This is a genomic window from Paenarthrobacter sp. NPDC091669 (assembly GCF_044756725.1).
GTDB lineage: Bacteria > Actinomycetota > Actinomycetes > Actinomycetales > Micrococcaceae > Arthrobacter > Arthrobacter bambusae_C.
Genome location: NZ_JBIVTK010000009.1, coordinates 119752 through 145024 on the forward strand (window position 1 = coordinate 119752; position 25273 = coordinate 145024).

Sequence of the window (25273 nt, forward strand, 5' to 3'; positions counted from 1 at the left end):
ACTCTGTTCCTCTCTAAAAAGCCTGCGAAGTTAGCTGTCGGATTCGAGTCAGAGAGTTCAAAGACCCGGCCCGCACGAAGCGCTCACGGCACACAGGTATCCCAGGAGGGACTTGCGACAATGGGCACTTCTGCTGCGGACTTCACCCCAAGGCTGCTTCTTTAGACAGCCGCTTGTGGTTCCCCCGCCTCTGCCAGTGGTGGATGGCACACCTGTTCCGCTGGCAGAGCTCGGCTCCGGAACAGGTAACGCTTTGGTATCAGCGCTAGTAGATAACTATAGGCGATTAAGGCCCGCAGTAATAAATTCGTTATCAACAGGAACAGGCATGGCGCGGCAGCCTCTTATCACTAATCCTGAAAAACCGCAGGTCACACGCGCGCCGGAAACCCAAAAGTGAGATATGACACCGCGTGAAGGGAGGGGGGTGTCAGCCGACGGAGACGAAGACGTGCGCCGCAACCTCGGGCGGAAGTTCCAGAGCACCCTCGATGCCGGGAACCCGGACCGAAATGTACTCACCTACACGCTCCAGCGAGACGGCGGCTCCGGGGCGGATACCGCCCTCATCCAACTGGGTGAGGAGTTCAGGCTCAACCTGAATGGGCTCCGCAAGGCGGGTGACCGCCACGCGGGAATTCGGTGCATAGCCGTCCATGGCCTGCAGGAGGTTGACGTCCAAGCGGGGGAACGGCTGGCTGGCAAGGCCACCGAGGGCTTCGAGGCCCGGGATGGGGTTGCCATACGGGGATTCGGTGGGGTGTTCCAGGAGTTCGTACAGCCGGCGCTCCACGCGCTCGCTCATCACGTGTTCCCAGCGACACGCTTCGTCGTGGACATAGGCCCAGTCCAGGCCAATGACATCAGCAAGGAGACGCTCGGCGAGGCGGTGCTTGCGCATGACCTCCGTGGCGCGCTTCCGACCCACCTCGGTCAGTTCCAGGTGACGGTCGTTTGAAACAATCACCAGGCCATCGCGCTCCATGCGTCCGATGGTCTGGGAAACAGTGGGTCCGGAGTGCCGCAGCCGCTCGGCGATGCGGGCCCTGAGAGCCACAATGTTCTCTTCTTCAAGCTCCAAAATGGTCCGAAGATACATCTCAGTGGTATCGATCAGATCCGTCATCCAGCTCAGCTCTCCTCGAACGCAGTTTCTTGCGTAATCTCCACCGTACCGCGTCCCTTGCCGGGTGGACGGTGTGCACCGCCGCCCCATGAACGCCAACCACCAGCCTAGCTTATTTGGAATTACTCTGGATAATTCCGGTCGCATATGGTTGGCCGGCGTTCCACGTGGCGGACTATGACGGCCACAGGTTCCTGCCTCCGCGCCGGGTCAGGCAGAATTGGGGTGTCGAAGGGGCAGTTGATGCCACCTGCCACGACCCATCTCTAGCCGATACCCATTGGAGCCACACGTGAGCGACAACAGCATCACCATTCCCGCCGATCTGCTGCCCAAGGACGGACGCTTCGGCGCAGGACCGTCCAAGGTCCGTCCGGAACAGATCGAGGCCCTGTCTGCCGCGTCGTCCACCATCCTCGGCACGTCCCACCGCCAGGCTCCGGTCAAGAACCTTGTGGGTTCGGTCCGGGAGGGCCTCAGCCAGTTCTTCCGTGCGCCCGAGGGATATGAAGTTGTCCTCGGCGTCGGCGGTTCCACGGCCTTCTGGGATGTCGCCGCATTCGGCCTGGTGGAGAAGAAAGCACAGCACCTCTCCTTCGGTGAGTTCGGTTCCAAGTTCGCTGCTGCCACCAACAAGGCGCCGTTCCTTGATCCTTCCTCGATCATCAAGGCCGAGCCTGGCACGCGCCCGGTGTCGCAGGCCGAAGCCGGCGTTGACGTCTACGCCTGGCCCCAGAACGAGACCTCCACTGGTGTAGCCGCTCCCGTAAAGCGGGTCCAGGGTGCCGACGAAGGTTCGTTGATCCTGGTGGACGCCACGTCTGCTGCCGGCGGGCTGGATGTCGACGTCGCCGAGTCCGACGTCTACTACTTCGCCCCACAGAAGAACTTCGCCTCCGACGGTGGTCTCTGGCTGGGCCTCTTCTCCCCCGCCGCCCTGGAGCGTGCGGCACGGATCAAGGCGTCCGGCCGCTGGATCCCGGACTTCCTGGACCTGCAGACGGCCATCGACAACTCCAAGCTGAACCAGACGTACAACACGCCTTCCCTGACCACGCTGGTCACCTTGGACGCCCAGGTGCAGTGGCTCAACAGCAACGGTGGCCTGGACTTCGCCAGCAAGCGCACGGCGGACTCGGCCCACCGCATCTACTCCTGGGCCGAGGCCTCGGAGTACGCGACGCCGTTCGTCACCAACGCCGAAGACCGCTCCAACGTCATCGCTACCATCGACTTCGACGACTCCATTGATGCCGCAGCCATCGCCAAGGTCCTGCGCACCAACGGCGTGGTGGACACCGAGCCGTACCGCAAGCTCGGCCGCAACCAGCTGCGTATCGCGACGTTTGTCGCCATCGAACCGGACGACGTTTCCGCCCTGCTTGCAAGCATCGACTACGTGGTGGGCGAACTGAAGAAGTAGCACCACAGGCTGTCAGTCGGCGTCGTTCGGAAAGTCCCGGACGGCGCCGCCGCCATTTAACGCCGCAGCCTTCTAACGCCACCCTCGAGGGCCCGCTTACCGGACCGGCCCCGGGCCGCCGTCGTCGTCCTCGTCGGTGGCCGGACGGGCCAGCAACGACTCCACCCGGAAATGCCGCAGGCCACGGGCGCGGCGGTCGAAACGCAGCCGCAGCTGCTTGGCACGGATGATCCAGGCCAAGCCCACGACGGCGGCGCTGACGCCGGCCAACGCTGCAACGCCCACGGCCCACCGTGGCCCGCCAACGTTGGCCACCCACCCCACCAGCGGCGCTCCGATGGGGGTGCCACCCATGAAGATGGCCATGTACAAGGACATGACCCGCCCGCGCATGACAGCCTCGGTGGTGGACTGCACGTAACCGTTCGCGCTGGTGATCAGTGTCAGGGCAAACAGGCCACAGGGAACCAGGGCCAGCCCGAAGAGCATGGCGTTGGGGGCCAGCGCCGCCAACGCGCTGGCGACGCCGAATCCCCCGGCGGCAATGAAGATCAGCCGCAGGCGGGGCCGGCCGCGTCGGGCAGCCAGCAGGGCACCGGTCACGGATCCGATGGCCATGACTGAATTCAGCAGTCCAAAGGCACCGGCATCCATCCCGAACTGGGTTCCCACCATCGCGGCAATGAAGAGGGGAAAGTTGAGTCCAAAGGTGCCCACAATGAAGACGGCTGCCAGGACCACCTGGATATCGGGTCTGTTGCGGACGTAGCGCAGGCCCTCGCGGATCCGCCCTTTGCCCGCGGCAGCCCGGGGCTGGACTCGAAGCGAGGACGCTGGAATGAGCTTCAACGCCCAGAGCATGGCAACAAAGGACACGGTGTTGATGAGGAACACCCAACCGGGACCCACCGCCACCGTCAGCACGCCGGAGACGGCGGGTCCGATCATCCGTGCCACATTGAAGGAGGCACTGTTGAGGGCCACGGCGTTGGGCAGGTATTCGTCGGTAACCAGCTCGGAGACGAATGTCTGGCGGACGGGAGCGTCCAGGGCCGTCACGATGCCCAGCAGCAACGCAAAGACATAGACGTGCCACAGTTCAGCTACTCCCAGCAACACCAGGATTCCCAGGCCCGTACTCAGGAGCGCCATGGCAACCAAGGTGATGAGGAGCAGTTTCCGCCGGCTGTAGCGGTCGGCCAGCAGCCCGGCCCAAGGGGCAAGGAAGAGTTGGGGACCCAGTTGGAGGGCCAAGGTGATGCCCATGGCTCCGGCGTCGTGCGCGGTCAGGTGGTCAAAGACCAACCAGTCCTGCGCGGTACGTTGCATCCACGTGCCGATGTTGGAGATCAGGGCACCGAAGAACCAGATGCGGTAATTGAGGATTCCGAGTGACCTAAAGGTAGACATCAGCGTCCGCCCCTACTCTGGTCACCCCGGGTTTCCGCAATGCTTATTCAGCCCCGGCTTCGTCGTGGTCTTCGTCGGGATCGTCGGATTCGTCCGCGTCCTCGGCATCCTCGGCGGGCCCGGTCGCCTCGTCTTCGTCCGCCTGCACGGACTCTTCCGTGACGTCCTCCACGGTTTCCTCCACCAACGGCGTCTCGTCCTCAGGACGGACACGCTTGGCCCACGGAACCCACTCGGGCGCCAGGATGGAGTCCTCGGAGGGCAACAGGCCAAGTTCGCTCACGGTGACGATCTTGGACCGCGAGTTGCGGGTCACCACGGCGTACCACTGCCACCCGCCGTAGCCGGCAAGCCTGGATTCAAAGAGGTGGGTCACCACACGGTCACCCTCCGACTTGGCACCGAGGTGCGCCCCGATTTCGCCAGGGTTGGCAATGCCCTCCACTGCCTCACGGGCAACCTCGACGGCGGCAGCGAGGAAGGCGTCCGGCTTCCCGGTGCGCCACACGGGCAAGCCGGCGCGCGGCTTGTCCGCCACCGGCTTCCGCGCGGGGGCTTCCCCGATGCCAGGAGCCCGGGCAGCGTCAGGGCCGGCTTCAGGGTTTGCCTGGGCGTCCCTTCCGGCCTTTGTTTCCTGTGCGGATTCCGAGGTCATGGCCGGCCTAGGCTTCCAGCTCGTCGGCAACCTTGCGCAGCGCCAGGCTGATGGCCTTGGCCTTATTACCGTCCGGGTACTTGCCGGAGGACAACGAGCCGGAAAGGTTGTCCAGAACCGTCACCAGGTCCTGCACCATGGGTGCGAGGTCCCTGGCGTTCATCCGCTTGGCCTTGGCAAGGGAAGGCGTCTTTTCCAGGACGCGCAACCCCAGCGCTTGTGCTCCGCGGCGGCCGTCGGCCACGCCGAACTCCACCCGGGTTCCAGCTTTGAGCTCTGTTACGCCCGCGGGCAGGGACGTCTTGGGCAGGAAAACTTCCTGGCCATCCTCGGCCGCGAGGAATCCGAAGCCTTTTTCCTTGTCATACCACTTGACCTTGCCGGTAGGCACGTAATCAACCTTCTTCGTTTCTTGCTGTGGGAGACACGTCGGGCCAAACACCGCATCCGCAGGGTTCTGCGGGATCGAGGGTGACAGCCCGGTCCGTGTTGGTCTGTTCCTTCAAGGTTATCCTGCCCGGCCCGCTATTCCCGCCTTGCCGCGATCACGCCGCGATTATAGAGAGCAGGAGCTGCATCCAAAGGGCGCCAGTACCTCCCCTTCCGGCGCTGCTGCTAGCGTTGGGGACATGACTTCCCCGGGTTACCGCCGCCCCCTCATGATCATCGCCGCAGTGATTGCGGTGGCCTCCTTGGCCGCCGTCGGCGCCGTCATGGTGATCGCGTACAACAGCGGAGCGGCCCCGGTCTGGGTCACCTACACGGCCCTTTACGGCTTGCCCGTAGCCTTCATGCTGGCAGTGGTACTGGTGTTGGACGCTGTACGCCAGCGCCGCCGGCAATAACCGCCCCACCTGCAAGCAACTGACCTGCTGACAGGCAGCAACGCCCCGGGGGCGGTAACGTTGGATTGATGTCCCTCATTCGCGCGCTCAGCAAGGAACTGGAAGCGCGCAGCGACGATTCGCTGCGGGCCTTGTTTGCTGCGCGACCGGACCTGATCTCCCCCATGGCCCCCGACTTTGCGGCCCTGGCTGCCAGGGCGAGCGCACGCGTCAGTGTGCAGCGGGCCTTGGAACGGCTGAACAAGCCCGAGATGCAGGTCCTGGAAACTCTTCATCTCTGCACCAACGCCGATACCGGACACAGCATCTCCGCAGCCGGCCTGAAGAAGGTCATTGCCGGGTCCACCCTTTCGGCGCTGGACCCGATCCTTGCCAAATTGCAGGAACTGGCACTCGTCCATCGCGCGGATCCGCCCGCTGGCACACCGACCACCTCCTCGCGCCAGCGCTTCTACCTTCCGGTGGGCAGCCTCAAGGATGTGATCGGCCTTTACCCGGCTGGCCTGGGCAGGAGCTACACGGAACTGGTGCGGCTGCAGCCGGCCTTCGCCCAGCGGGTAGTTCAGTTGGTGGCCGAACTCCACCAGAGCGGTGCCGGCATCCACCCTGCCAGCACCCCCATGGATGCTGCCCTTGCGCTGCAGCGGTGGACCTCCACACCGGAGGGCCTGCGCTCCATCCTGGCAACGGCACCGGAGCGGACTGTTGGCCTCTTGGATAAGTTCGGCAGCTGGGCCATGGGTGCAGTACCCCAGGCGCAGCGGCGGGCCTCCGTCACCCACGAAAGTCACGACGTCGGGCCTATTGACTGGCTGTTAGCGCGTGGCTTGCTGGTCCCCTTGGACGCCGGCCACGTGGAACTCCCCCACAGTGTGGGCCTTGCGCTCCGCGGCGGCGCCATTGTGGATGACTTCACGCTCTCGCCGCCGGTTCCGGAGCTGGGCCACACCAGCGCTGCCCTGCGACGCAACGCTGCCATGGGGGCCATAGCGGAAATCCTGCGGCTGACCGGTGAACTGCTGTTCGCCGTGCGGGAGCAACCCTTGGCTACCCTCCGGAGCGGTGGTGTGGGTGTGCGCGAACTGCGGCGCCTTGCCGAGTCCATCCGTCTGGGTGTCCATGAGACCGCCGTCCTCCTGGAGTTGTGTGCCATGGCCGGGTTGCTCCGCCTGGACGTGGACAGCTCCACGTGGGTGCAGCCGCCGTCGCTGGAGTGGCTCAACCTTCCCCGGCAGGAACAGTGGCTTTGGTTGGTCAATGCCTGGCTGGCCAGCGAGCGTGCACCCTCTCTGGTGGGCCAGCCGCTCACCGGTCCCGCGTCGTCGGCAACCTCCCATCAAGGCGCCGCCGGTACCACCATCAACGCGTTGTCCGCGGAAGCGCAACGGCCTGATGCCCCGGTGGTCCGACGACGTGTCCTTGAGATCCTGCACGAACTCACTGCGGAAGCCGCCGCGCCGGATGGCAAAGCGCCCGTCCTGGACGCCAGGGCTGTCCTGCAGCGGGCTGAATGGTCACAGCCGCGGATGTCCCGGCGGTTCAGTTCACTGGTCCGCGGCATTCTTGAAGAAGCCACGCTCCTGGGCCTGATGGGCTCTGGTGCCTTGACGCAGTTGGGCGCGGCCATTGCCGACGCCCAACCCGAGCAGGCCATGACCATCCTCGGCGAGCATCTGCCCGCTGCGGTGAACCACATTCTCCTGCAGGCCGACCTCACCGCAGTGGCCCCCGGGTACCTGGCTCCGGAGCTGAGCGAGACACTGCTGTTGATGGCCGACGCCGAAGGCCAGGGTCCTGCGTCCATCTACCGTTTTTCTGCTGCCACCATCCGCAGGGCACTCGACGCCGGACAGGATGCGGAATCGCTGTTGGCGTTCCTTCGGGAGCACTCGGCCACGGACGTGCCCCAGCCCCTGGCCTACCTCGTCCAGGACACGGCGTCCCGGCATGGCCGCTTAAGGATTGGCACCAGTGCCAGCTTCATCCAAAGCGATGACGAAACTGCCATCACCGATTTGCTGCGCGAGGCCCGTACGTCCGCATTGAGCCTGGTGCGTATCGCCCCGACTGTCCTGACATCCTCAGCCAGTCCCCGGGAAACTGCCCGCGTGCTGCGTGAGCTGGGACTTTCCCCTGCCGTGCAGGAGGCCGAGCCCGCCGTCGTGCGCTTCAAACGGACAACAGCGGTGCCGGGCAGTGCCCGCCCTGTCTACACCGCGCCGCGGACGGCTCCCCCGGAGGAGGACGTTGACGCACAGTTGTCGGTCCTTCGCCAGCACCGCGGAGTGCGGTCCGAAGCGGCAGGCGAAGCGTCCACGCAGCTTGGCCTGGAGACCCTTCAAACGGCCATCCGGCTCAAGCAGGCCGTCACCATGAACGTGGTGGACAGCCTGGGGAATGCCAACACTGAAACCGTTGTTCCTGTATCCGTCTCCGGTGGACGCGTCAGGGTGTTCGACCCCGCGAAGGACACCGAACGGGTACTGTCCATCCACCGGATCATCGATGTGGAACCCGCAGGAGAACTGCGCTCGTGAAAAGGATTCAACTGTGACCGACGGTCCGCTGATCGTACAAAGTGACAAGACCATCCTGCTGGAAGTGGATCACGAGCTCGCCACCGAGGCCCGGCATGCCATTGCCGCTTTTGCAGAGCTGGAACGCGCCCCCGAGCATATGCACAGCTACAGGCTGACACCGCTGGGGCTCTGGAACGCGCGGGCTGCTGGACTGGACGCTGAACAGGTGCTGGACACCCTGCTGAAGTACTCCCGCTTCCCCGTGCCGCACTCCCTGCTGATCGACATCGAAGAGACCATGTCCCGTTACGGCCGGCTGCGTCTGGAGAAAGATGCCCAGCACGGCCTGGTGATGCGCACCGACGACTACCCCGTGCTGGAGGAAGTCATCCGCGCCAAGAAGATCGCTCCCCTGCTGGGGCCCAGGATCGATGGCGAAACAGTGGTGGTGCACTCCTCGCAGCGGGGCCAATTGAAACAGCTGCTCCTCAAAGTGGGATGGCCTGCAGAAGACCTGGCCGGGTACGTGGACGGACAGCCTCACCTCATCATGCTGGACGAGAGCGGCTGGCAGCTGCGCCCGTACCAAAAGCTGGCCACGGAGAACTTCTGGGCCGGCGGCAGCGGCGTCGTCGTACTCCCCTGTGGTGCCGGCAAGACCCTGGTGGGTGCGGCAGCGATGGCGACGTCCTCCACCACCACGCTGATCCTGGTCACCAACACCGTCTCGGCCCGGCAGTGGAAGGATGAGCTGCTCAAGCGGACCTCCCTGACCGAAGATGAGATCGGCGAATATTCCGGAGCCGTCAAGGAAGTCCGTCCTGTCACCATCGCCACGTACCAGGTCCTCACCACCAAGCGCGGCGGGCTTTACCCGCACCTGGAGCTCGTGGACGGGCACGACTGGGGACTCATCATTTACGACGAAGTCCATCTCCTGCCCGCCCCGATCTTCCGCATGACCGCAGATCTCCAGGCCCGCCGCCGCCTTGGCCTCACCGCCACTTTGGTGCGGGAAGACGGCCGGGAGGGTGAGGTCTTCAGCCTCATTGGACCCAAGCGGTACGACGCACCGTGGAAGGACATCGAAGCGCAGGGCTACATCGCACCCGCCGACTGCGTGGAAGTCCGCGTGGACCTGCCCCGCGACGAACGCGTGGCCTATGCCATGGCCGATGACGCGGACAAGTACAGGCTCTGCGCCACCTCGGAGACCAAGACAAAGTTGGTGGAAGACCTCGTAGCGGTCCACAAAGGCGAACAGCTGCTGGTGATCGGCCAGTACATCGACCAGTTGGACGAGATCGCCGAGCGCTTGGACGCTCCCCTGATCAAGGGCGAAACCACCGTCAAAGCACGGCAGAAACTTTTTGACGCGTTCCGCAAGGGTGAGATCCACACGTTGGTGGTGTCCAAGGTGGCCAACTTCTCCATCGACCTTCCGGAAGCGTCAGTGGCCATCCAGGTGTCGGGCTCTTTCGGCTCACGCCAGGAAGAGGCACAGCGGCTGGGCCGGCTCCTGCGTCCCAAGCAGGACGGCCGTGCTGCCCGCTTCTATTCGTTGGTAGCCCGCGACACCCTGGACCAGGATTTCGCCGCCAAACGGCAGCGCTTCCTGGCCGAACAGGGCTACGCCTACCGGATCATGGATGCCAAGGATGTGGGCAAGGACGTGGGGCAGGAACAGTAAAAGCCCCGGCTTGAAGCGGCAAACCCTTGCTATTGCCCTCCAGCAACTTTACGATTCCAAGTGAAGCTCTCCGCCCTTAATGGTTGCCCCCGGTCCAGGCATCCAGGCGGCCAGCCGTCGGCGGTGGGGGAAGCCCGCAGCCAGGGAGCCGGCGGTTCGAAGGCCTAGAAGAATCTGAGAATTTCCACCAGAGGATTCCCCAATGCGCAAAGCCCTCCTGGTCCTCTCCGCGATCGTCCTGCTGTCAGCACTCGCACAGCTGTTCTTCGCCGGATACTTCCATTTCCAGAACACCATCGAAGCCCAGCGTGAAGCGGGCGTCTTCCACGCGGTCAACGGACAGTACGTACTCCGTTATTCAGCACTGCTGGCCGCCATCGTCGCTGCCATTGCCCGGATGGGATCCCGGACGATTTGGTTGGCTGCAGGCATTTTCCTGCTGACATGGCTCCAGTTGTTCATCTTCATCATCGGCGGCATGCTGACCGGTTCTTCGCCGGAATTCATCACCCCGGCGGGCTCGTGGGTTGTCTCCATCCACCCCATCGTCGGCGTGATGATGATCTTCATGTCCTACTGGCTGTTCAACCGCGCCCGGGCGGCAGCCCTCAACCCACAACCGCTGCCTCCCAAAGCTGCATCCCCGGATGCTTCAACGTCGCCCTCCACAGCCTGACCAGCGGCAGCTGTGACCACCTCGCAGCTGCTGGCGGTAGATTTGGTGTTGTCCGTCCTCTCGGCCGGCGCCTGGATCACCGCCGTTTGGTTGACTCTTTCCTCAATCAGGTCCACCACCAACCGCAAGGTGTCCACGTCACGGGCAGTCGGCCTGGGCGTGCTGGTGGTGGGTGTCGCCGTCGCACTGACGATGGCGCGTTATGCCTTACTTCCTGCTTTGGTGGCCGGCAGTTGGTGGTTTGCCAGCGAACGCACAACCATCAACGTGCCTCTGACCGCCATCCCCGCGGCTTGGGCCGCGCTGGCCGGTGTTCCGTACTTGCTGAGGAGGCGGAACACCGGCTCCCCAACTGATGGGACAACACCGGCACGCCCGGGCCGGGAAAATACGGCCCGGTCCCGGGAGTGGGCAGTTTTGGCCCTGGTGGCAGCAGCGGCGTCGGCTGTGGCTTCGCTCGCCCTGACGTTCATCCTTGGACCGTTCCCGGCACCGTGGAGCCTCGCGGTGTTGCTGGCTCTGATGGCTTTGATGGTGCTGCTGGCCAAGCTCGCGCTGTTCATGCCCCGCCGCCTCACCCGGACAGGCAGCGGAGGTGGGAGCGACGTTGCGCCAGGACCTGCAGATCGCACCAGCGGCGCTCTCCCATGGGGCAGGCGTCCGACGGCGGCTGCCGCAGTAGCCGGGCTCATGGCGTGTACCGCTTTGGGCTCCGGAGCCTTTGCCTGGCTGGGAAGCCGGTCAGCGGACGGCGCGGTGATCGCGGCCGCCGTCGGGCATCACGAAGGCGGCAACGCCGGGTCCGTTGCCGACCCGATGCCCGTGACCAGCCTCCTGGGCGAGTCCCCAGCCAATCCCGTAGTCCGGCGCTACGAACTCACGGCCCGGGTGGAGCAGGTGACGCTGCCGTCGGGTCAGCGCACGGAAGCGTGGACGTTTGGCAGCCTCCCGGGCCCTGCGTTGGAGGCCACGTTGGGCGAGGTCATGGAGGTGGAGCTCAAGAATCGTGATGTGGCAGCCGGTGTCACCCTGCACTGGCACGGGTACGACGTTCCCAATGCCATGGACGGAGTAGCCGGGGCAACCCAGGATGCCGTGATGCCCGGGCAGTCCATGACCTATCGCTTTACTGCCGCCCAAGCCGGCACCTACTGGTATCACACCCACCAGGATTCAGCCGAGGGGGTCCGCAAGGGCCTCTACGGCACCTTCGTCGTGCACGACCCCACCGCGTCCCGCGCAGGAACGGACATCGTGGTGGCCGGACACGACCTCAGCGGTCTGGGGTTGCTGGGCTCCTCAGACCGCACGAGCTTGTACCCGGCCTCGCTGGGATCGAGCGTCAGGATGCGGCTCATCAACACCGACTCCCTGCCGCAGCGCTACCTCGTGGAGGGGACATCTTTCAGGGCGGTGGCGGTGGACGGGACCGAGGTAAACCAACCTGGCGAGGTGTCCGGCAAGCTGGTGCGGCTGGGGGCCGGCGGCAGGGTGGACATCGCCTTCACCATGACGGACCAGCCCGTGACCCTCCGCTCCGACTCCGCGTCCAGTGCTGTTGTTGTGGTAGCTCCGTCCGGGTCCCCTGACATTACCGTCCCGGGGAAGGCCGCTCCCGGGATCTTCAACACCACCCCTGTGCTCGACCTGCTGGACTATGGCGAACCAAGGGGCGGGCCAGGGCTGGAGGAGGCCACCATCACCCGGGAAGAGGTGGTTGTCCTGGACCGGCAGTTCCGTTTTGTTGACGGCATACCGCGGTATGCGTTTACGGTGAACGGGGCGGCGTACCCGCTGGTGCCGTCCATCGATGTAGCTCTCGGCGACACCGTGAAAATGACGGTGGTGAACCGAACGGCGGATCCCCACCCCATGCATCCCCACGGCCACCATGTCCGGGTGCTCAGCAGGAACGGTGTGGCACCCACCGGGTCGCCACTTGTCCTGGACACCGTGGATGTGCTGCCGGGCGAAGTGTGGGAGCTGCTGCTCCACGCCGATAACCCCGGGATCTGGATGGACCACTGCCACAACCTGGATCATGCAGCCGAAGGAATGATGATGCTGCTGAAGTACCAAGGCGTGTCATCCCCGTTTGTCCATGGCGGCCATTCGGGGAACCGGCCTGAATAATGCAGGCGGTGAGCGCCTAAGCAACCATCCGGCGGGTGTGCTGGACGGTGACCTGGTCCACTACTGCCCAGCACTCCTCGTCACGGAGCCGGGCATTGGCGAAGCGCTCGGCGGCTGAGAGGTCATGGAAGTCCTCACGCCTGACCCTGCCCGTCTCGCTGTCGAGATAGGTCACGTGGAACTCGATGTCCGCTGTGTCCTGGTGCTGGTGAATGCTGACTGGAGCTGCTGCGTTTGCCATGTTTAAAGTGTGGAACGGGGCACTGACATTATTGGAAGCATCCCCGGGCGTGTTCGGAATTAGCCCCATTCAGGCGGCGGTGAGGTACCGCGCGGATACTTCACGCACTGTATCGCTGAGAACGTCCAACACCCTGGAAGCCGTCTTCCAGCGCTGCCAATACAGCGGGACATCGAAAGGCCTCTCCGGGGCAAGTTCAATGAGGCTGCCGTCGGCAATATCGGGTCCGCATTGGACCTCCGGGATCAGCCCCCAGCCCAGGCCAAGCCGGATCGCGTCACCGAAATCGTGGGAGGCCGGAACATAGTGTCGGGGCCCGCGTCGTTCCGTCACTGGTTTTCCGGCTGCCCCCGGCCACGATTGCACAAAGGCCCATTGGTAGGTGTCCTTGCGGTCGAAATCCACTGTGGGAGCTGCGTTGAGGGCCTCTCCGTCCAGGCCATGGGGGAAATCAGGGAACCACCGGTCCACATAGCCCGGCGCCGCGACGGCCCTGTACCGCATGACGCCCAGGCTTTCCACGCGGCACCCCTGCACGGGCTCGGGGGTCGCCGTCACTGCCGCCATGACCGTACCCGAGCGCAGCAGGGAGGTTGAATGCTGTTCATCGTCCCGGTGAAGGTCGAACGTGACATTGAGATCCTCGGGGACACTCGCCAGCGCCTGCAGGAACCACACCGCCAATGAGTCCGCGTTGACCACGATCGGCAGGGCAAGACGCGCACCGTCTGTACCCAACCCGAGCTCCCGTCCTGCATCCGCTTCGAGCTGGGCCACCTGGCGGGCCAAGCGAAGAACCACCTCGCCCGCTTCAGTGGCTTTGGCCGGGTTGCTCCGCTGCAGCAGGACACGACCCGCAGATTGCTCCAGGGCTTTCAATCTCTGGGACACAGCGGAGGGCGTGATGTGCAGGAGGCGCGCTGCGGAGTCCAGAGTGCCCTCGGAGAGGACGGTGGCGAAGGTCAGCAACTGCTCGGAAGGAAACTGCGGCATAAGAAAATCTTATGCCGCATCACAATCATTAGCTGGTCTAAAGTCATGCGCGCCCGTAATTTCGAAGGATGAACTACACCGACTTCCTTCATTCCGCAGGCCTCGGCCTTGCGACAGGCCTGGCCCTCATCGTCGCCATCGGCGCACAGAACGCCTTCGTACTGAGGCAGGGCATCCGTGGCGAGCACATCGTCCCGGTCGTGGCGGTGTGCGCGTTGTCCGACGCAGTGCTGATCGCTGCCGGTGTCCTTGGCACCGGCGCCCTCATCACGGCAGCCCCTGCCGCCGTCGTCGTTCTCCGTTATGTGGGGGCCGCCTTCCTGGTGACGTACGGGATCATGGCGGCACGGCGCGCATTGCGCCCGCAGTCTTTGATCACCAATGACGGACCAGCCAACGACGGCGGCGCGAAACGCGGCGTCGCAGCGGCCGTCACCACTGTCCTGGCACTGACGTGGCTCAATCCGCACGTCTACCTGGACATCGCCCTGCTCGGTTCCATTGCCAGCGCGCAAGGCACTCCACTGCAGTGGTGGTTTGGGGCCGGTGCCATGCTGGGCAGCATCCTCTGGTTCTGCTCCCTGGGTTTCGGTGCCCGCTTTCTCCGTGGCTTCTTCGCGAAGCCGTTGTCGTGGCGGTTCCTGGACGGCGGCATCGCCGTGACCATGGTGGCGCTGGGAGCGGGCCTGGCGTTGGGTGCCTAGGTGGCGCCGGGCGCCTAGTGGCGTGCTCGTGCGGGGCGTGAGCCCCATCCAGCCACGCAGTGCGCTCACATGCAGCGTCCAGAGAACTCCCAGTTTCTGGGAGCATCATGGATGTCATGAAAAAGAACGGCCCCGAAGCCAAGCTCCTTGTCGTCGATGACGAACCCAACATCCGCGAGCTGCTCTCCACGTCCCTGCGCTTCGCAGGTTTCGAGGTCGTTGCCGCGTCCAATGGCCGCGAAGCCCTCGCCGCAGCCGATCTCCACTCTCCGGACCTCGCTGTCCTGGACGTCATGCTCCCGGACATGGATGGCTTTACAGTGACGCGCCGCCTCCGCGCTGCCGGCAAGCACTTCCCTGTCCTGTTCCTGACCGCGAAGGATGACACCGAGGACAAGGTCACCGGCCTGACCGTGGGCGGGGACGACTACGTCACCAAACCGTTCAGCCTCGACGAAGTGGTGGCACGCATCCGCGCCGTCCTCCGCCGCACGCAGCCATTGGAAGACGATGACGCCGTGATCCGCGTCGACGACCTCGAACTCGACGACGACGCCCACGAGGTCCGCCGCGGCGGCACCGTCATCGAGCTGTCCCCTACCGAGTTCAAGCTCCTGCGCTACCTCATGCTGAACCCCAACCGGGTACTTTCCAAGGCCCAGATCCTGGACCACGTCTGGGAATACGACTTCAACGGTGACGCCTCGATCGTTGAGTCCTACATTTCCTACCTGCGCCGCAAAGTGGACATCGATCCCGATGCCGCCGCCCTCATCCAGACCAAGCGCGGCGTGGGCTACGTGCTGCGAACGGCAGAGAAGCGCTGACCTTGCTGCAACGCTGGAAGTCGGCGTCCCTGCGGTCGCAGCTCGTCGCCATCATCATGGGCCTGCTCCTGCTGGCCCTGGCTGCGACGGGTTCCGGCACGTTGACGCTCGTCAAGAGCTACCTGCAGGGCCAGGTGGATGACAAACTCAAGGCCGCTGTAGCGCTGGCGCAAGACCAGCAGTCTTTTGACAAGTTGACCCAGCCCAACCCGACGGCGCCCAACGACTCCGCCGTGCCCACGGACTACTCACTGACGCTGTATGTCCCCGGGCTTGATCCCTACCCGTTCGGCGGCAGCCAGACAGACCGCCCTGCAATCTCCAACATCACCTCGACCGAGGCCAAACAGCGCGGCAACACGCCCTTCCAGGTCAGAGGCACAGCAGGTACCAACTGGCGTGTAGTTGCCGTGGGCGTGGTGGCCAACGGGCAAAACGGCGTGGTCATCATCGGGCTGCCACTCACCCCGGTGGATAAAGTCATGGAGCATGCCGTCCTGGTGGTGGTAGGCGTTGGCCTGTTGACTCTCGTGTTGGCGTTCTTCATAGCAACCTGGACTGTGGCCCGGTCTTTCCGGCCCTTGGCCAAGGTGGAAAAGACGGCTGCTGCCATTGCCGCCGGCGACCTGTCCCGCCGTGTGGACATCGACAACCCCCACACTGAGGTCGGGCGGCTCGGCGGCTCCCTGAACGCCATGCTGGCGCACATTGAGGCCTCCTTTGCTGCCCGAGCCGCCTCCGAAGGGCGCATGCGTCGCTTCGCGGCCGATGCTTCCCACGAACTGCGGACGCCGCTGGTGACCATCCGTGGTTTCTCGGAGCTGTATCGTCACGGCGCCCTCACGTCCCAGGAAGACATCGCGATGGCGATGGGCAGGATCGAAAGCGAAGCCAAGCGCATGGGCTCCATGGTGGAAGATCTGCTGATGCTGGCCCGCTTGGACGAGCAGCGTCCGCTTCAACTCAAGCCTGTGGACCTGCAACTTCTGGCACACGATGCCGTGGTGGACACCAAGGCATCCTTCGGGGACCGCAGCATCACCCTTACAGGGCTCGACGGCGCCTCCCCCACCGCTGCTCCAGTGCAAGGCGACGAAGCCAAACTGCGCCAGGTCATTGGCAACCTGGTGGGCAATGCCTTGAGGTACACGCCGGAAGGAAGCCCCATCGAGCTTGCTGTCGGTGTACGAACAGCCCCTACCGGATCATCAGTTTCAGTGATCGAGATCCGCGATCATGGTCCCGGTATTCCGGATGAGGAAACCAACAAGATCTTCGAACGCTTCTACCGCGCGGATACCTCGCGCACCCGGGAAACGGGTGGAAGTGGACTGGGTCTCGCGATTGTTGCCGCCATCGTGGGCTCCCACGGCGGTACCGTGCGGGTCACGGAGACCGACGGCGGCGGGGCCACCATGGTGGTGAGCCTTCCGTTCCGTGAGGAGCCGGCCGAGCTGGTATCAAGCTAGCGCTGCCGTTTCGAATTCGCAGTCATCTGATGCGCGCTGTTTGTCCACATAACTGCGTTGTCCGGCACTTGTCCACATAGCGGCGAAGATGTGTTCCAGGGTTGCAGGCGGGTGCCTAGGCTCAATGATGTGGCCACGCATCCCACCGCAACCTGCGGAACATCTTCGTCGAAAGGCACCACCCATGAGCGTCATCTCCGTCGATACCGAGTTGCTTCAGCTCAAGTCGGCCAATGTCAAAGGAACCGTGGATCGCATCAGTTCTGATGTGCTGACCATGAAACGGGGCCTGGACGAACTCGAGGCAACGTGGCGCGGATCGGCCGCCACCAACTTCCAGTCCTTGGTCCTTGAATGGTCCATTACCCAGGGCAAAGTGGAGGCCTCGCTCGCGTCCATCAACCTGGCACTGTCCTCGGCCGCAGCAAGTTACTCGGAAGTGGAGCAGGGAAACACCCAGCGCTTCGCCTACTAACCATCCCACCCATGAGCTCCTGCGGGGCCGGCTGTCTTCCCCCCTGTGCATGCCGGCCCTGCAGGTCATGAGCCTGCGGGACAGGGGCCCTGACCCTCCAGAGTCCCTGACCCTCCAGAGTCCCTGACCCTCCGGTGTCCCTAACTCTCCAAGGTCCCCTGGTGGAACCGGAGCCGCCATTGGCCACGGTCCAACATCCAGACAGAGCTGCGCAGTGCTGAACCCGTGTGGGCAAGGCTCCGATAGGTCAGCAGGATGGTGTTCTCGCTGAGACGGTCGGCACTGAGCAGCTCCAAGTCAGTAGGTTCTCCTGGATCTTCTTCCAAGGCCATCATCATGGCGTCCCGGGTCCAGAACCGTCCCGAGCTGCCGATCTCGGCAAAGTCGGGGTGGAGCAGCACTCCGATCCTGCCAATGTCAGCACGAACATCCGGCCGCAGCAGTTCCCGTTCCAAGGCCAGTACCGCCTCCTCAGCGGAGAGCTCCTGGGTGGAAGCATCCTCGAGTTCGCTGAAGAGATCAGGCTGGCCAAAGATCCCGGACTCTCCAAAGAGTGTCGGCTCAAAATGGGGTCGGGAGCTGCGCTCGGCCTTCGAGGGGGCGGAACCAACTGATGTTCTGGAAACGTTCGCCGATCCCGACGAGACGGCCGCTGCCCCCGCAATAACGGGCTCTCCAGCCCGGGTGTGGGTTTGGGCCAGCGCGTCCGTCTGCAACTGCGCCTGAGCGGGCCCCTGTAAGGTTACGCCGGCGTCCAGCTGTGCCTGGTCCCGCCCTGTCGCCTCGCCTTGCCCAGGGGCATCAGGGAACCCTGGCCCGCTGCGGTGCGCGACCCCCTGTTGGTACGCCGTTGCTGCAGCGCGTGCACGCTCATCGGCAGCTTCGTTGAGGTCGTGTCCGGCGTGCCCTTTGACCCATTCGAATTTGTACTTTCGGCCAACTATCGCCTGGTCGATGTCCTTGAGGAGGTCCACGTTCAGCACGGGCTTACCGTCGGCTTTGCGCCAGCCTTTGCGCTTCCATCCCGGCATCCACTTGCTGATGCAGTTGATGACGTACTGGCTGTCGCAAAGGATCAGCAGATCTTCCTCGGGCACATGCGCCGTGGAACGGAACAAATCCAGGACGGCCATGAGTTCACCCTGGTTGTTGGTGCCGTGCGGCCAACCTCCTGCGCGCCAACAGGAGTCATCAACGTACCAGGCCCAACCGGCCGGCCCAGGATTGCCGAGGGCGGACCCATCGGCGGCAGCAATAATCGTCATGACGTTAATCCTGCCAGACCCCACCGACACTGAATCCGTGGTAGGCCACCAACCAATAGCAAAACGGCGGCCCCCACCAGGTGGGGACCGCCGTCGTTTGCTCTAAAGCGTGATGCTTGGGCGCTGTATTGCTAGAGCGTGAGGGGCTTAGAAGCCGCCCATGCCGCCCATGTCGTCGCCGCCGGCAGCCGGAGCGTTCTTCTCAGGCTTGTCGGCCACTACAGCCTCGGTGGTCAGGAACAGACCAGCGATGGAAGCAGCGTTCTGGAGAGCCGAGCGGGTGACCTTTACGGGGTCGTTCACGCCGGCAGCCAGGAGGTCTTCGTAGACGCCCGTGGCAGCGTTCAGGCCGTGGCCGGAAGGCAGACCGCGAACCTTGTCCACCACAACGCCGGGCTCGAGGCCGGCGTTGAAGGCGATCTGCTTCAGCGGAGCGTCGATGGCAACCTTGACGATGTTGGCACCCGTTGCCTCGTCACCTTGGAGGGTGAGGTTGGCGAATGCCTTGGCGCCGGCCTGGATGAGGGCTACGCCACCACCGGCAACGATGCCTTCTTCAACAGCAGCCTTGGCGTTGCGGACTGCGTCCTCAATGCGGTGCTTGCGTTCCTTGAGCTCAACTTCGGTTGCGGCACCGGCCTTGATGACTGCAACGCCGCCGGCCAGCTTGGCCAGGCGTTCCTGCAGCTTCTCGCGGTCGTAGTCGGAGTCGGAGTTCTCGATCTCGGCGCGGATCTGGGCCACACGGCCCGCGATCTGCTCGGCGTCGCCGGCACCTTCAACGATGGTGGTCTCGTCCTTGGTGACAACAACCTTGCGGGCGGTGCCGAGGAGTTCCAGACCGGCGTTTTCGAGCTTGAGGCCAACTTCTTCGGAGATGACCTGACCACCGGTGAGGATGGCGATGTCGGCCAGCTGCGCCTTGCGGCGGTCACCGAAGCCCGGAGCCTTGACGGCAACAGACTTGAAGGTGCCACGGATCTTGTTGACGATCAGGGTGGCCAGGGCCTCGCCCTCGATGTCTTCGGCGATGATCAGCAGCGGCTTGTTGGACTGCATGACCTTCTCCAGAACCGTGACGAGTTCCTTCACGTTGGAGATCTTGGAGTTGACGATCAGGATGTACGGGTCTTCGAGGACCGTTTCCTGGCGCTCAGCGTCGGTGACGAAGTAAGCGGAGATGTAGCCCTTGTCGAAGCGCATGCCCTCGGTGAGCTCAAGCTCCAGGCCGAAGGTGTTGGATTCCTCGACCGTGATGACGCCTTCCTTGCCCACCTTGTCCAGGGCTTCGGCGATGAGGCTGCCGATTTCCGGGTCACCGGCGGAGATGGAAGCCGTAGCTGCGATCTCTTCCTTGGTTTCGATCTCCTTGGCGGAGGCCAGCAGTTCGCTGATGACTGCCTCAACAGCCTTCTCGATGCCGCGCTTGAGGGACAGCGGGTCGGCGCCGGCGGCAACGTTGCGCAGGCCTTCCTTCACCAGTGCCTGGGCGAGGACGGTTGCAGTGGTAGTACCGTCGCCAGCGACGTCATCCGTCTTCTTGGCAACTTCCTTGACCAGTTCTGCACCGATCTTCTCGTAGGGGTCGTCCAGTTCGATCTCCTTGGCGATGGAAACGCCATCGTTGGTGATCGTGGGGGCGCCCCACTTCTTTTCGAGGACGACGTTGCGTCCACGCGGGCCGAGGGTGACCTTGACGGCGTCTGCGAGGATGTTCAGGCCCCGCTCGAGGCCGCGGCGTGCCTCTTCATCAAATGCAATGATCTTGGCCATAACGGCGGTAGTCCTTTCGGGACAGTCGTTAAGAAGGTACCTGTCAGATGGGGTGCCCGCGACGGACGGTCTTTCGCTCGCGGCCTCTGTATGCCCCGCGCTCCGGACCTCACCCCACCAAGGTGTTTCTTGATCCTCCGCTGGAACGTCCGCCGCCCACCGCCGGGGTAAGCCGGGCTGGACTTAGCAGTCGAACCATAGGAGTGCTAAATCAATAATTAGCACTCGACCGGGGAGAGTGCAAGCAGAGATGCCACTTTGCTCTATAAACAAAGGGCTTTCAGCCGAGGGCTGACGGAGATGGAACGAAACCCTGCAAGGAGCTATGCGACGCGCACACCTTCGGCTTGCGGACCTTTTTGCCCCTCGCCCAGTTCAAACTCAACACGCTGGCCCTCTTCAAGGGCCCGGAAGCCGTCCATTTGAATGGCGGACCAGTGCACAAAAACGTCGTCACCCGATTCATCCACAGTGATGAATCCGTAGCCCTTTTCGGCGTTGAACCATTTGACGGTTCCCAATGCCATGATGCCCACACTTTCGCAGTAGCCAAGACCGGTTGCCGGGATCTCCGTACCGGAATCAATCCACTGTAACCACAGTCACTCCACCGGCGCTCCCATGGAGGGCCGGGGCATCACTTTTGTTATTGAGGCTTAACCGAGTTGGGGCTTCAGGTCCCCCGGGAGGGTCGCAGGGTTACTGGTAGCCAGGTCCTGCAACAACCACCAACGGCTGCTGGACTTCGGGCGATTCCAGGATGGTCTGAATGCCCAGCAACGCGCCCAAGGCTTCGGCGTTGGCCTTCTGCTCAGGGACGTTGTAGAAGATCACGGATGTCTGCTGCGGCATGCCACCCCAGTTGCCAACCGTGCTCAGCGTCCAACCGTCGGCTTCCACCAAACCTGCCACGCGGCCGGCCAAACCAGCGGTGCCCGCGCCGTTGTAGACCGCCACCGGCGTGGCCTTGTCCACGGGAGCGGAGGACGAGGTTGCCGAAGGACTGTCGGACGGGGTCGGCTCGCTGGAAGCAGAGGGGGCGCTGCTGGATTCGCCCGGTGTAGCCGAAGGGGTCGCATCAGTCTGCTGCGGCGCCGGCGTCGAGACGCTGGGTGCGGCATTGGGAGCCACCACGCCGAGGTTCGGAAGGACCAGGAAGGCCACCAACCCCAGAACCAGAGCCACAGCCCCAACTGTCAGGACCGGCCACAACGTGGGACGCGTGGTTTCCTGGGCGTCCCGGTGAACGCCCTGCCGGGAGGTGTTCTGCGGGACCTGGTCGAATTCGTCCTTGGCATATTTGGTCATGGTGAAGCGTTGTCCTTGCTGGTTGCTGCTGACAGATCAGCCTGGCGATTTACGCGTCGGACCCCAAGCGACGTGCCGTCCGCGCACGCTGGCGGGACGTACGTAGTCTACGCAATCTCTTGACGAGCATGGGATCGTGGGCCAACGCGTCTTCTGTATCTATCAGCGCGTTGAGGATCTGGTAGTAGTGTGTTGCCGAGAGATCGAACAGCTCACGGATGGCCTGTTCCTTGGCCCCTGAGTACTTCCACCACTGCCGTTCCAGGGCCAGCATCTGCTGGTCCCGTTCACTGAGCGGAGAGTCACTGCGGATCCCCGCCGCAAGGTCTGCGAGGGCAAACCCTGTTGACTGCGGCGCCATCGGTTCCGGTGCTGGTTCTGCCACGGCACACTCCTTCGACGCGTGTTGGGGGAAAATGTCCTACCCCCATGTTACGGGCGAATAACAAGGCTGTCATTCGCCGGTCCGGGATTGCGCGGGAGACAATGGCGTGGTGAATGGCGAGGATGCACTCTTTGACCTTGAGCCGGCCGACCCGGAACAGACGGGTTTTGCCGAGCTCCCTGACCGGCCGCTGGAAGAACTGATGGCCCCCGACTGGGCTGACGCCCTGCGGCCCGTAGAAGGGCAGCTCAGGAGCACCCTGGCTTTCGTGGCGGCTCAGGCCGAGAACGGGGCCCACGTCCTTCCTTCAGCCGGCCACCTTCTCCGCGCTTTCCAGCAACCACTGGCCGATGTCAAAGTATTGATTCTTGGTCAGGATCCGTACCCCACGCCGGGACACGCCGTCGGGCTTTCCTTTGCCGTTTCGAAGCGAACGCGACCCATCCCACGCAGCCTCGCCAACATCTACCGCGAACTCCATGACGACCTCGGCCTGCCTCCCCGGGTCCATGGCGACCTCAGCGCCTGGACGGATCAAGGTGTCCTGCTGCTGAACCGGGTCCTCAGCGTCACCGCCGGAAATGCTGGCTCGCATCGCGGCAAGGGATGGGAGGCCATCACGACGGCGGCAGTCACCGCAGTCGCCAACCGAATGGACAGCGCCGGGAAGCGCAGCCCGCTGGTGGCCATTCTCTGGGGAAAGGACGCCGAGGGCGTCATGCCGCTGCTGGAGGGGGCACCGTCCATCGTGTCGGTCCACCCCAGTCCGCTCTCGGCTTCCCGGGGATTCTTCGGCTCCAGGCCCTTCAGCCGCAGCAACGAACTGCTGCTGGAACAGGGCGCCGAACCCATCAACTGGGAACTGCCTGTCCTGTAACTTTCGACTCATCCCCAGCGGACATGCAGGAAATTAGCTTAGGCTTACCTACATGTCTGCTCTCCCCGTGACTTCGTCCGCCACCCGCACAACCCGCCCGCAGGTCAACCTGACAGTCCTGCGGAATGAACGCCTTTCGCCCCACATGGTGCGGATCGTGGCCGGCGGCCCGGGGTTCAGTGACTACGTCAACAACCAGTACGTCGACCGCTACGTCAAGATTGTCTTCCCCCAGCCGGGCGTCGAGTACGAGCTTCCGCTGGACCTGTGGGCCATCCGCGAAACCATGCCGCGGGAGCTGTGGCCGCACACCCGGACCTACACCATCCGTTGGGTGGACCTGGAAGCCCAGGAGCTGGCCATCGACTTTGTGGTGCACGGCGACGAAGGGCTGGCAGGTCCTTGGGCAGCAGCAGCCGAGCCCGGAGATTCGTTGGTCTTCACAGGACCCGGCGGTGCCTACAACCCGGCCCCCGACGCCGACTGGTACTTGTTCGCCGGCGACGACGCCGCGATCCCGGCCATTGCAGCATGCGTGGAGGCTCTTGCCCCCGATGCCCGCGGAACGGTGTTCTTGGAAGTGGACAATGAGGCTGACATCCTGCCAATTTCAGCCCCCGCCGGCGTGAAGCTGCACTGGCTGCAGCGCAACGGAGTACCCGCAGGCTCCAGCGACTTGTTGCTCCAAGCCCTGCGCGCCACCGAATGGTTGCCCGGCCGGGTGGACGTTTTTGCCCACGGCGAGCGTGGTTACATGAAGGGCCTCCGTGAGATCTTCTTCGTCCAGCATGGATTGGAGCGTTCCCAGGTGTCACTGTCCGGCTACTGGGCGCAGGGCCGTGTGGAGGAAGTGTTCCAAGCGGAGAAGAAGCTTCCGGTCGGCCAGATCTAGCTTCGGCACAGATACAACTTCAGCTCTTAAAACACGAACGGCGCCGCCTCATGGCAGCGCCGTTCGTGTTGGCTCACTTATCGCCTGCGGACCCTGCGCCGCTCGTTGCTGGACAGGCCCTTGGTCAATGGCCGGGCGAGGTTGTCGCCGAGCACGATCCCCGCAGCTACTCCAAGGACAATTGCCCCTGCGTTCAGCATGCCGCCCGCACCCAGCAGAATGTCTCCTTCTTCAACGGTCAAAACATACATTGACCGGAATATAGTGAGTCCTGGAAGCAGGATCAACGCGGCTGGAACTGCAACCACCAGCTGCGGTGCTCCGAGTTTGAGCGCCACCACACGTCCCAGCAGGCCAATGACCACCGCTGCGACGGCGGGTGACAGGCGATCGCCGAGCCCGGCGGCCCCAGCCCCCCACAAAACGAAGAAGCCCACAATGCCAACTGCCGCCGTCGGGAACAACAGACGCATTTGCGTTTGTTCGGTGACACCAATGGCCACCACCGCGATCGCGATCAGGATGGCCTGACCCCATAAGGGATAAGCATCGGGGAATGTATCCGTGACGTCCAGGACCTCGCTGCCGATCAGCGTTCCGACCACCACGGCGACGCCGATGCCTGCCACGATGGCACCGAATGTCAACGCCGTGGAAAGGAATCGGCCGGCTGCTGTCACCGGGAAGCCGTTGATCGCATCTTGGACAGACGAGACAAGCCGCCCCGTTGGCAGCAACAGCAGGATTCCACCGGCAACCACAATGGACGGAGCAATGTCCACACCCGCCCACCGCAGCATCAGGGCAATGAAGGTGACCAGGAAAGCGCACGCCATGGTGTTGAAGAAGTCCGCTGTCCGCCACCGTGCAAGCTGGCGTGAGAGCAGGCTGATCAGGATATTGGAGCAGAAGGCCACCGCGGATGCGCCCAGGCCACCGCCCAGGACGCCCACGAAAACCGCGGAGAAGATGCCGAAGGCAATGGTGACCATCCAGCGCGGGAAGGGCTTGGCGCTGCGGATGATCTCGTTCAAGCGGCGCACGGCCTCATCGCGGCCCACTCCCCCGGCCACGATGTCAGTGACCAACTGGTGCACCTGTGCCAAGCCGGCGTAGTTGTTCGTCCAGGATCGAACAACGCGCAGCAGCGTGATGGGCGTCTGGTCCTTGGGAGCGTAGTTGATGGCCACCGACTGGTTGGTGATGTCCACTTCAACGTTCTTCAGGCCCAGGGCGGCCGTCACAGCGATCATGCTCGTCTCAACTTCAAGGGCGCCCGCCCCATAGCGGAACATGACCTCCGCCAGATGCAGGGCGAAGTCGATGGTCTTGCGGGCCGAAGCATCCACTCCCACTACCTGGATGGTGGGGTTGGCATAAGGGCTTCCGGCCAAGCGGTCCACGATGTTCATGGGCGCCGTGGGCGGACTGTCACCTTGGACAAGACGCATGAGCATGCGCTTGGCGTTGACGTTTTGCCGGACCTGGGATGGCCTGAGCGGCTGGGTTTTGGGCAACCCGTCAGTATGGGGCCTGCTGGCGGACCCGTCGGGGCGTTCAGTCACGCGGTGATCCTCCCTTGGCTTG

24 protein-coding genes and 1 riboswitch are annotated in these 25273 nt (G+C 63.8%); of the genes, 12 read left to right on the plus strand and 12 right to left on the minus strand.

The window, feature by feature from the left end; translation table 11 throughout:
• Nucleotides 1-4: 4 nt before the first annotated feature.
• Nucleotides 5-246, minus strand: a riboswitch (cyclic di-AMP (ydaO/yuaA leader).
• Between the two features lie 184 nt (nt 247-430).
• A complete protein-coding gene (locus tag ACIQLI_RS16050) occupies nt 431-1126 on the minus strand; it encodes a metal-dependent transcriptional regulator (protein WP_089593910.1) in 696 nt (231 codons plus the stop codon).
• A 292-nt stretch (nt 1127-1418) separates the two neighbouring features.
• Here ACIQLI_RS16050 and serC point away from each other — a divergent pair, with 292 nt between their 5' ends.
• Nucleotides 1419-2549 carry a phosphoserine transaminase gene (gene serC / locus ACIQLI_RS16055; protein ID WP_400390219.1) on the plus strand — a complete coding sequence of 377 codons (1131 nt, stop codon included), beginning with the start codon at nt 1419-1421 and terminating at the stop codon, nt 2547-2549.
• A 96-nt stretch (nt 2550-2645) separates the two neighbouring features.
• On the opposite strand, the gene ACIQLI_RS16060 is transcribed toward serC, so the two are convergent.
• The 3 genes from ACIQLI_RS16060 to ACIQLI_RS16070 are packed head-to-tail and all read right to left on the minus strand — an operon-like array spanning nt 2646 to nt 5005.
• Entirely contained in the window at nt 2646-3959 is a 1314-nt protein-coding gene (locus tag ACIQLI_RS16060) for an MFS transporter (protein WP_400390221.1), read from the minus strand.
• Nucleotides 3960-4002: 43 nt separating this feature from the next.
• Nucleotides 4003-4614, minus strand: coding sequence for a DUF3027 domain-containing protein (locus ACIQLI_RS16065; protein ID WP_400390223.1), 612 nt, complete (start codon nt 4612-4614; stop codon nt 4003-4005).
• Between the two features lie 7 nt (nt 4615-4621).
• Entirely contained in the window at nt 4622-5005 is a 384-nt protein-coding gene (locus tag ACIQLI_RS16070) for a cold-shock protein (RefSeq protein ID WP_400390224.1), read from the minus strand.
• A gap of 238 nt (nt 5006-5243) precedes the next feature.
• Here ACIQLI_RS16070 and ACIQLI_RS16075 point away from each other — a divergent pair, with 238 nt between their 5' ends.
• The 5 genes from ACIQLI_RS16075 (at nt 5244) to ACIQLI_RS16095 (ending at nt 12477) form a co-directional block, all read left to right on the plus strand.
• Nucleotides 5244-5459, plus strand: coding sequence for a hypothetical protein (locus tag ACIQLI_RS16075; RefSeq protein WP_354230986.1), 216 nt, complete (start codon nt 5244-5246; stop codon nt 5457-5459).
• Nucleotides 5460-5527: 68 nt separating this feature from the next.
• The gene (locus tag ACIQLI_RS16080; RefSeq protein ID WP_354230988.1) at nt 5528-7996 is read left to right on the plus strand and encodes a helicase-associated domain-containing protein; all 2469 of its coding nucleotides are present in this window, start codon (nt 5528-5530) and stop codon (nt 7994-7996) included.
• 13 nt (nt 7997-8009) lie between these two features.
• Nucleotides 8010-9668, plus strand: a complete 1659-nt coding sequence (locus tag ACIQLI_RS16085) for a DNA repair helicase XPB (RefSeq protein ID WP_400390226.1) — start codon at nt 8010-8012, stop codon at nt 9666-9668.
• A 202-nt stretch (nt 9669-9870) separates the two neighbouring features.
• A complete protein-coding gene (locus tag ACIQLI_RS16090; protein ID WP_354230992.1) occupies nt 9871-10344 on the plus strand; it encodes a hypothetical protein in 474 nt (157 codons plus the stop codon).
• A 12-nt stretch (nt 10345-10356) separates the two neighbouring features.
• Nucleotides 10357-12477, plus strand: coding sequence for a multicopper oxidase family protein (locus ACIQLI_RS16095; protein WP_400390228.1), 2121 nt, complete (start codon nt 10357-10359; stop codon nt 12475-12477).
• A gap of 16 nt (nt 12478-12493) precedes the next feature.
• Here the strand turns inward: ACIQLI_RS16095 and ACIQLI_RS16100 are convergent, their stop codons facing one another.
• Both ACIQLI_RS16100 and ACIQLI_RS16105 read right to left on the minus strand, forming a co-directional pair.
• On the minus strand, nt 12494-12718 hold the full coding sequence (locus tag ACIQLI_RS16100) for a hypothetical protein (RefSeq protein WP_354230996.1): 225 nt from the start codon (nt 12716-12718) through the stop codon (nt 12494-12496).
• Between the two features lie 69 nt (nt 12719-12787).
• Nucleotides 12788-13711 (minus strand): LysR family transcriptional regulator ArgP, encoded by a 924-nt coding sequence (locus tag ACIQLI_RS16105; protein WP_400390229.1) that lies wholly within the window; start codon nt 13709-13711, stop codon nt 12788-12790.
• A 68-nt stretch (nt 13712-13779) separates the two neighbouring features.
• Here ACIQLI_RS16105 and ACIQLI_RS16110 point away from each other — a divergent pair, with 68 nt between their 5' ends.
• The 4 genes from ACIQLI_RS16110 (at nt 13780) to ACIQLI_RS16125 (ending at nt 17186) form a co-directional block, all read left to right on the plus strand.
• Nucleotides 13780-14415 (plus strand): LysE/ArgO family amino acid transporter, encoded by a 636-nt coding sequence (locus ACIQLI_RS16110; RefSeq protein ID WP_354231172.1) that lies wholly within the window; start codon nt 13780-13782, stop codon nt 14413-14415.
• Between the two features lie 116 nt (nt 14416-14531).
• Nucleotides 14532-15242 (plus strand): response regulator transcription factor, encoded by a 711-nt coding sequence (locus ACIQLI_RS16115; RefSeq protein WP_089597209.1) that lies wholly within the window; start codon nt 14532-14534, stop codon nt 15240-15242.
• 2 nt (nt 15243-15244) lie between these two features.
• Nucleotides 15245-16711 (plus strand): sensor histidine kinase, encoded by a 1467-nt coding sequence (locus ACIQLI_RS16120; RefSeq protein WP_400390232.1) that lies wholly within the window; start codon nt 15245-15247, stop codon nt 16709-16711.
• Nucleotides 16712-16895: 184 nt separating this feature from the next.
• Nucleotides 16896-17186 (plus strand): WXG100 family type VII secretion target, encoded by a 291-nt coding sequence (locus ACIQLI_RS16125; protein WP_089593897.1) that lies wholly within the window; start codon nt 16896-16898, stop codon nt 17184-17186.
• 140 nt (nt 17187-17326) lie between these two features.
• Here the strand turns inward: ACIQLI_RS16125 and ACIQLI_RS16130 are convergent, their stop codons facing one another.
• The 5 genes from ACIQLI_RS16130 to ACIQLI_RS16150 form a co-directional block, all read right to left on the minus strand.
• Nucleotides 17327-18451 carry an RNase H family protein gene (locus tag ACIQLI_RS16130; protein ID WP_400390234.1) on the minus strand — a complete coding sequence of 375 codons (1125 nt, stop codon included), beginning with the start codon at nt 18449-18451 and terminating at the stop codon, nt 17327-17329.
• A gap of 147 nt (nt 18452-18598) precedes the next feature.
• Nucleotides 18599-20224 (minus strand): chaperonin GroEL, encoded by a 1626-nt coding sequence (groL, locus tag ACIQLI_RS16135; protein WP_089593895.1) that lies wholly within the window; start codon nt 20222-20224, stop codon nt 18599-18601.
• A gap of 323 nt (nt 20225-20547) precedes the next feature.
• A complete protein-coding gene (locus ACIQLI_RS16140; protein WP_011773737.1) occupies nt 20548-20751 on the minus strand; it encodes a cold-shock protein in 204 nt (67 codons plus the stop codon).
• A 172-nt stretch (nt 20752-20923) separates the two neighbouring features.
• The gene (locus tag ACIQLI_RS16145; RefSeq protein WP_400390236.1) at nt 20924-21532 is read right to left on the minus strand and encodes a LytR C-terminal domain-containing protein; all 609 of its coding nucleotides are present in this window, start codon (nt 21530-21532) and stop codon (nt 20924-20926) included.
• A gap of 49 nt (nt 21533-21581) precedes the next feature.
• Nucleotides 21582-21917, minus strand: coding sequence for a DUF3263 domain-containing protein (locus ACIQLI_RS16150; RefSeq protein ID WP_089593893.1), 336 nt, complete (start codon nt 21915-21917; stop codon nt 21582-21584).
• Between the two features lie 106 nt (nt 21918-22023).
• On the opposite strand from ACIQLI_RS16150, the gene ACIQLI_RS16155 reads away from it, so the two are divergent.
• Complete coding sequence (locus tag ACIQLI_RS16155) at nt 22024-22794, plus strand: uracil-DNA glycosylase (RefSeq protein WP_354231008.1); 771 nt, start codon at nt 22024-22026, stop codon at nt 22792-22794.
• 52 nt (nt 22795-22846) lie between these two features.
• Nucleotides 22847-23686, plus strand: a complete 840-nt coding sequence (locus tag ACIQLI_RS16160; RefSeq protein WP_400390238.1) for a siderophore-interacting protein — start codon at nt 22847-22849, stop codon at nt 23684-23686.
• 77 nt (nt 23687-23763) lie between these two features.
• Here the strand turns inward: ACIQLI_RS16160 and ACIQLI_RS16165 are convergent, their stop codons facing one another.
• Nucleotides 23764-25251 carry a threonine/serine exporter ThrE family protein gene (locus ACIQLI_RS16165; protein WP_089593890.1) on the minus strand — a complete coding sequence of 496 codons (1488 nt, stop codon included), beginning with the start codon at nt 25249-25251 and terminating at the stop codon, nt 23764-23766.
• Nucleotides 25252-25273: the final 22 nt, after the last annotated feature.

Coding starts and splice junctions, on each gene's coding strand:
- ACIQLI_RS16050 (WP_089593910.1), bottom strand. CDS start 1,126: ATGACGGATCTGATCGATACCACTGAGATGTATCTTCGGACCATTTTG.
- ACIQLI_RS16060 (WP_400390221.1), bottom strand. CDS start 3,959: ATGTCTACCTTTAGGTCACTCGGAATCCTCAATTACCGCATCTGGTTC.
- ACIQLI_RS16065 (WP_400390223.1), bottom strand. CDS start 4,614: ATGACCTCGGAATCCGCACAGGAAACAAAGGCCGGAAGGGACGCCCAG.
- ACIQLI_RS16075 (WP_354230986.1), top strand. CDS start 5,244: ATGACTTCCCCGGGTTACCGCCGCCCCCTCATGATCATCGCCGCAGTG.
- ACIQLI_RS16080 (WP_354230988.1), top strand. CDS start 5,528: ATGTCCCTCATTCGCGCGCTCAGCAAGGAACTGGAAGCGCGCAGCGAC.
- ACIQLI_RS16090 (WP_354230992.1), top strand. CDS start 9,871: ATGCGCAAAGCCCTCCTGGTCCTCTCCGCGATCGTCCTGCTGTCAGCA.
- ACIQLI_RS16100 (WP_354230996.1), bottom strand. CDS start 12,718: ATGGCAAACGCAGCAGCTCCAGTCAGCATTCACCAGCACCAGGACACA.
- ACIQLI_RS16105 (WP_400390229.1), bottom strand. CDS start 13,711: ATGCCGCAGTTTCCTTCCGAGCAGTTGCTGACCTTCGCCACCGTCCTC.
- ACIQLI_RS16110 (WP_354231172.1), top strand. CDS start 13,780: ATGAACTACACCGACTTCCTTCATTCCGCAGGCCTCGGCCTTGCGACA.
- ACIQLI_RS16115 (WP_089597209.1), top strand. CDS start 14,532: ATGAAAAAGAACGGCCCCGAAGCCAAGCTCCTTGTCGTCGATGACGAA.
- ACIQLI_RS16125 (WP_089593897.1), top strand. CDS start 16,896: ATGAGCGTCATCTCCGTCGATACCGAGTTGCTTCAGCTCAAGTCGGCC.
- ACIQLI_RS16130 (WP_400390234.1), bottom strand. CDS start 18,451: ATGACGATTATTGCTGCCGCCGATGGGTCCGCCCTCGGCAATCCTGGG.
- groL (WP_089593895.1), bottom strand. CDS start 20,224: ATGGCCAAGATCATTGCATTTGATGAAGAGGCACGCCGCGGCCTCGAG.
- ACIQLI_RS16140 (WP_011773737.1), bottom strand. CDS start 20,751: ATGGCATTGGGAACCGTCAAATGGTTCAACGCCGAAAAGGGCTACGGA.
- ACIQLI_RS16145 (WP_400390236.1), bottom strand. CDS start 21,532: ATGACCAAATATGCCAAGGACGAATTCGACCAGGTCCCGCAGAACACC.
- ACIQLI_RS16160 (WP_400390238.1), top strand. CDS start 22,847: ATGTCTGCTCTCCCCGTGACTTCGTCCGCCACCCGCACAACCCGCCCG.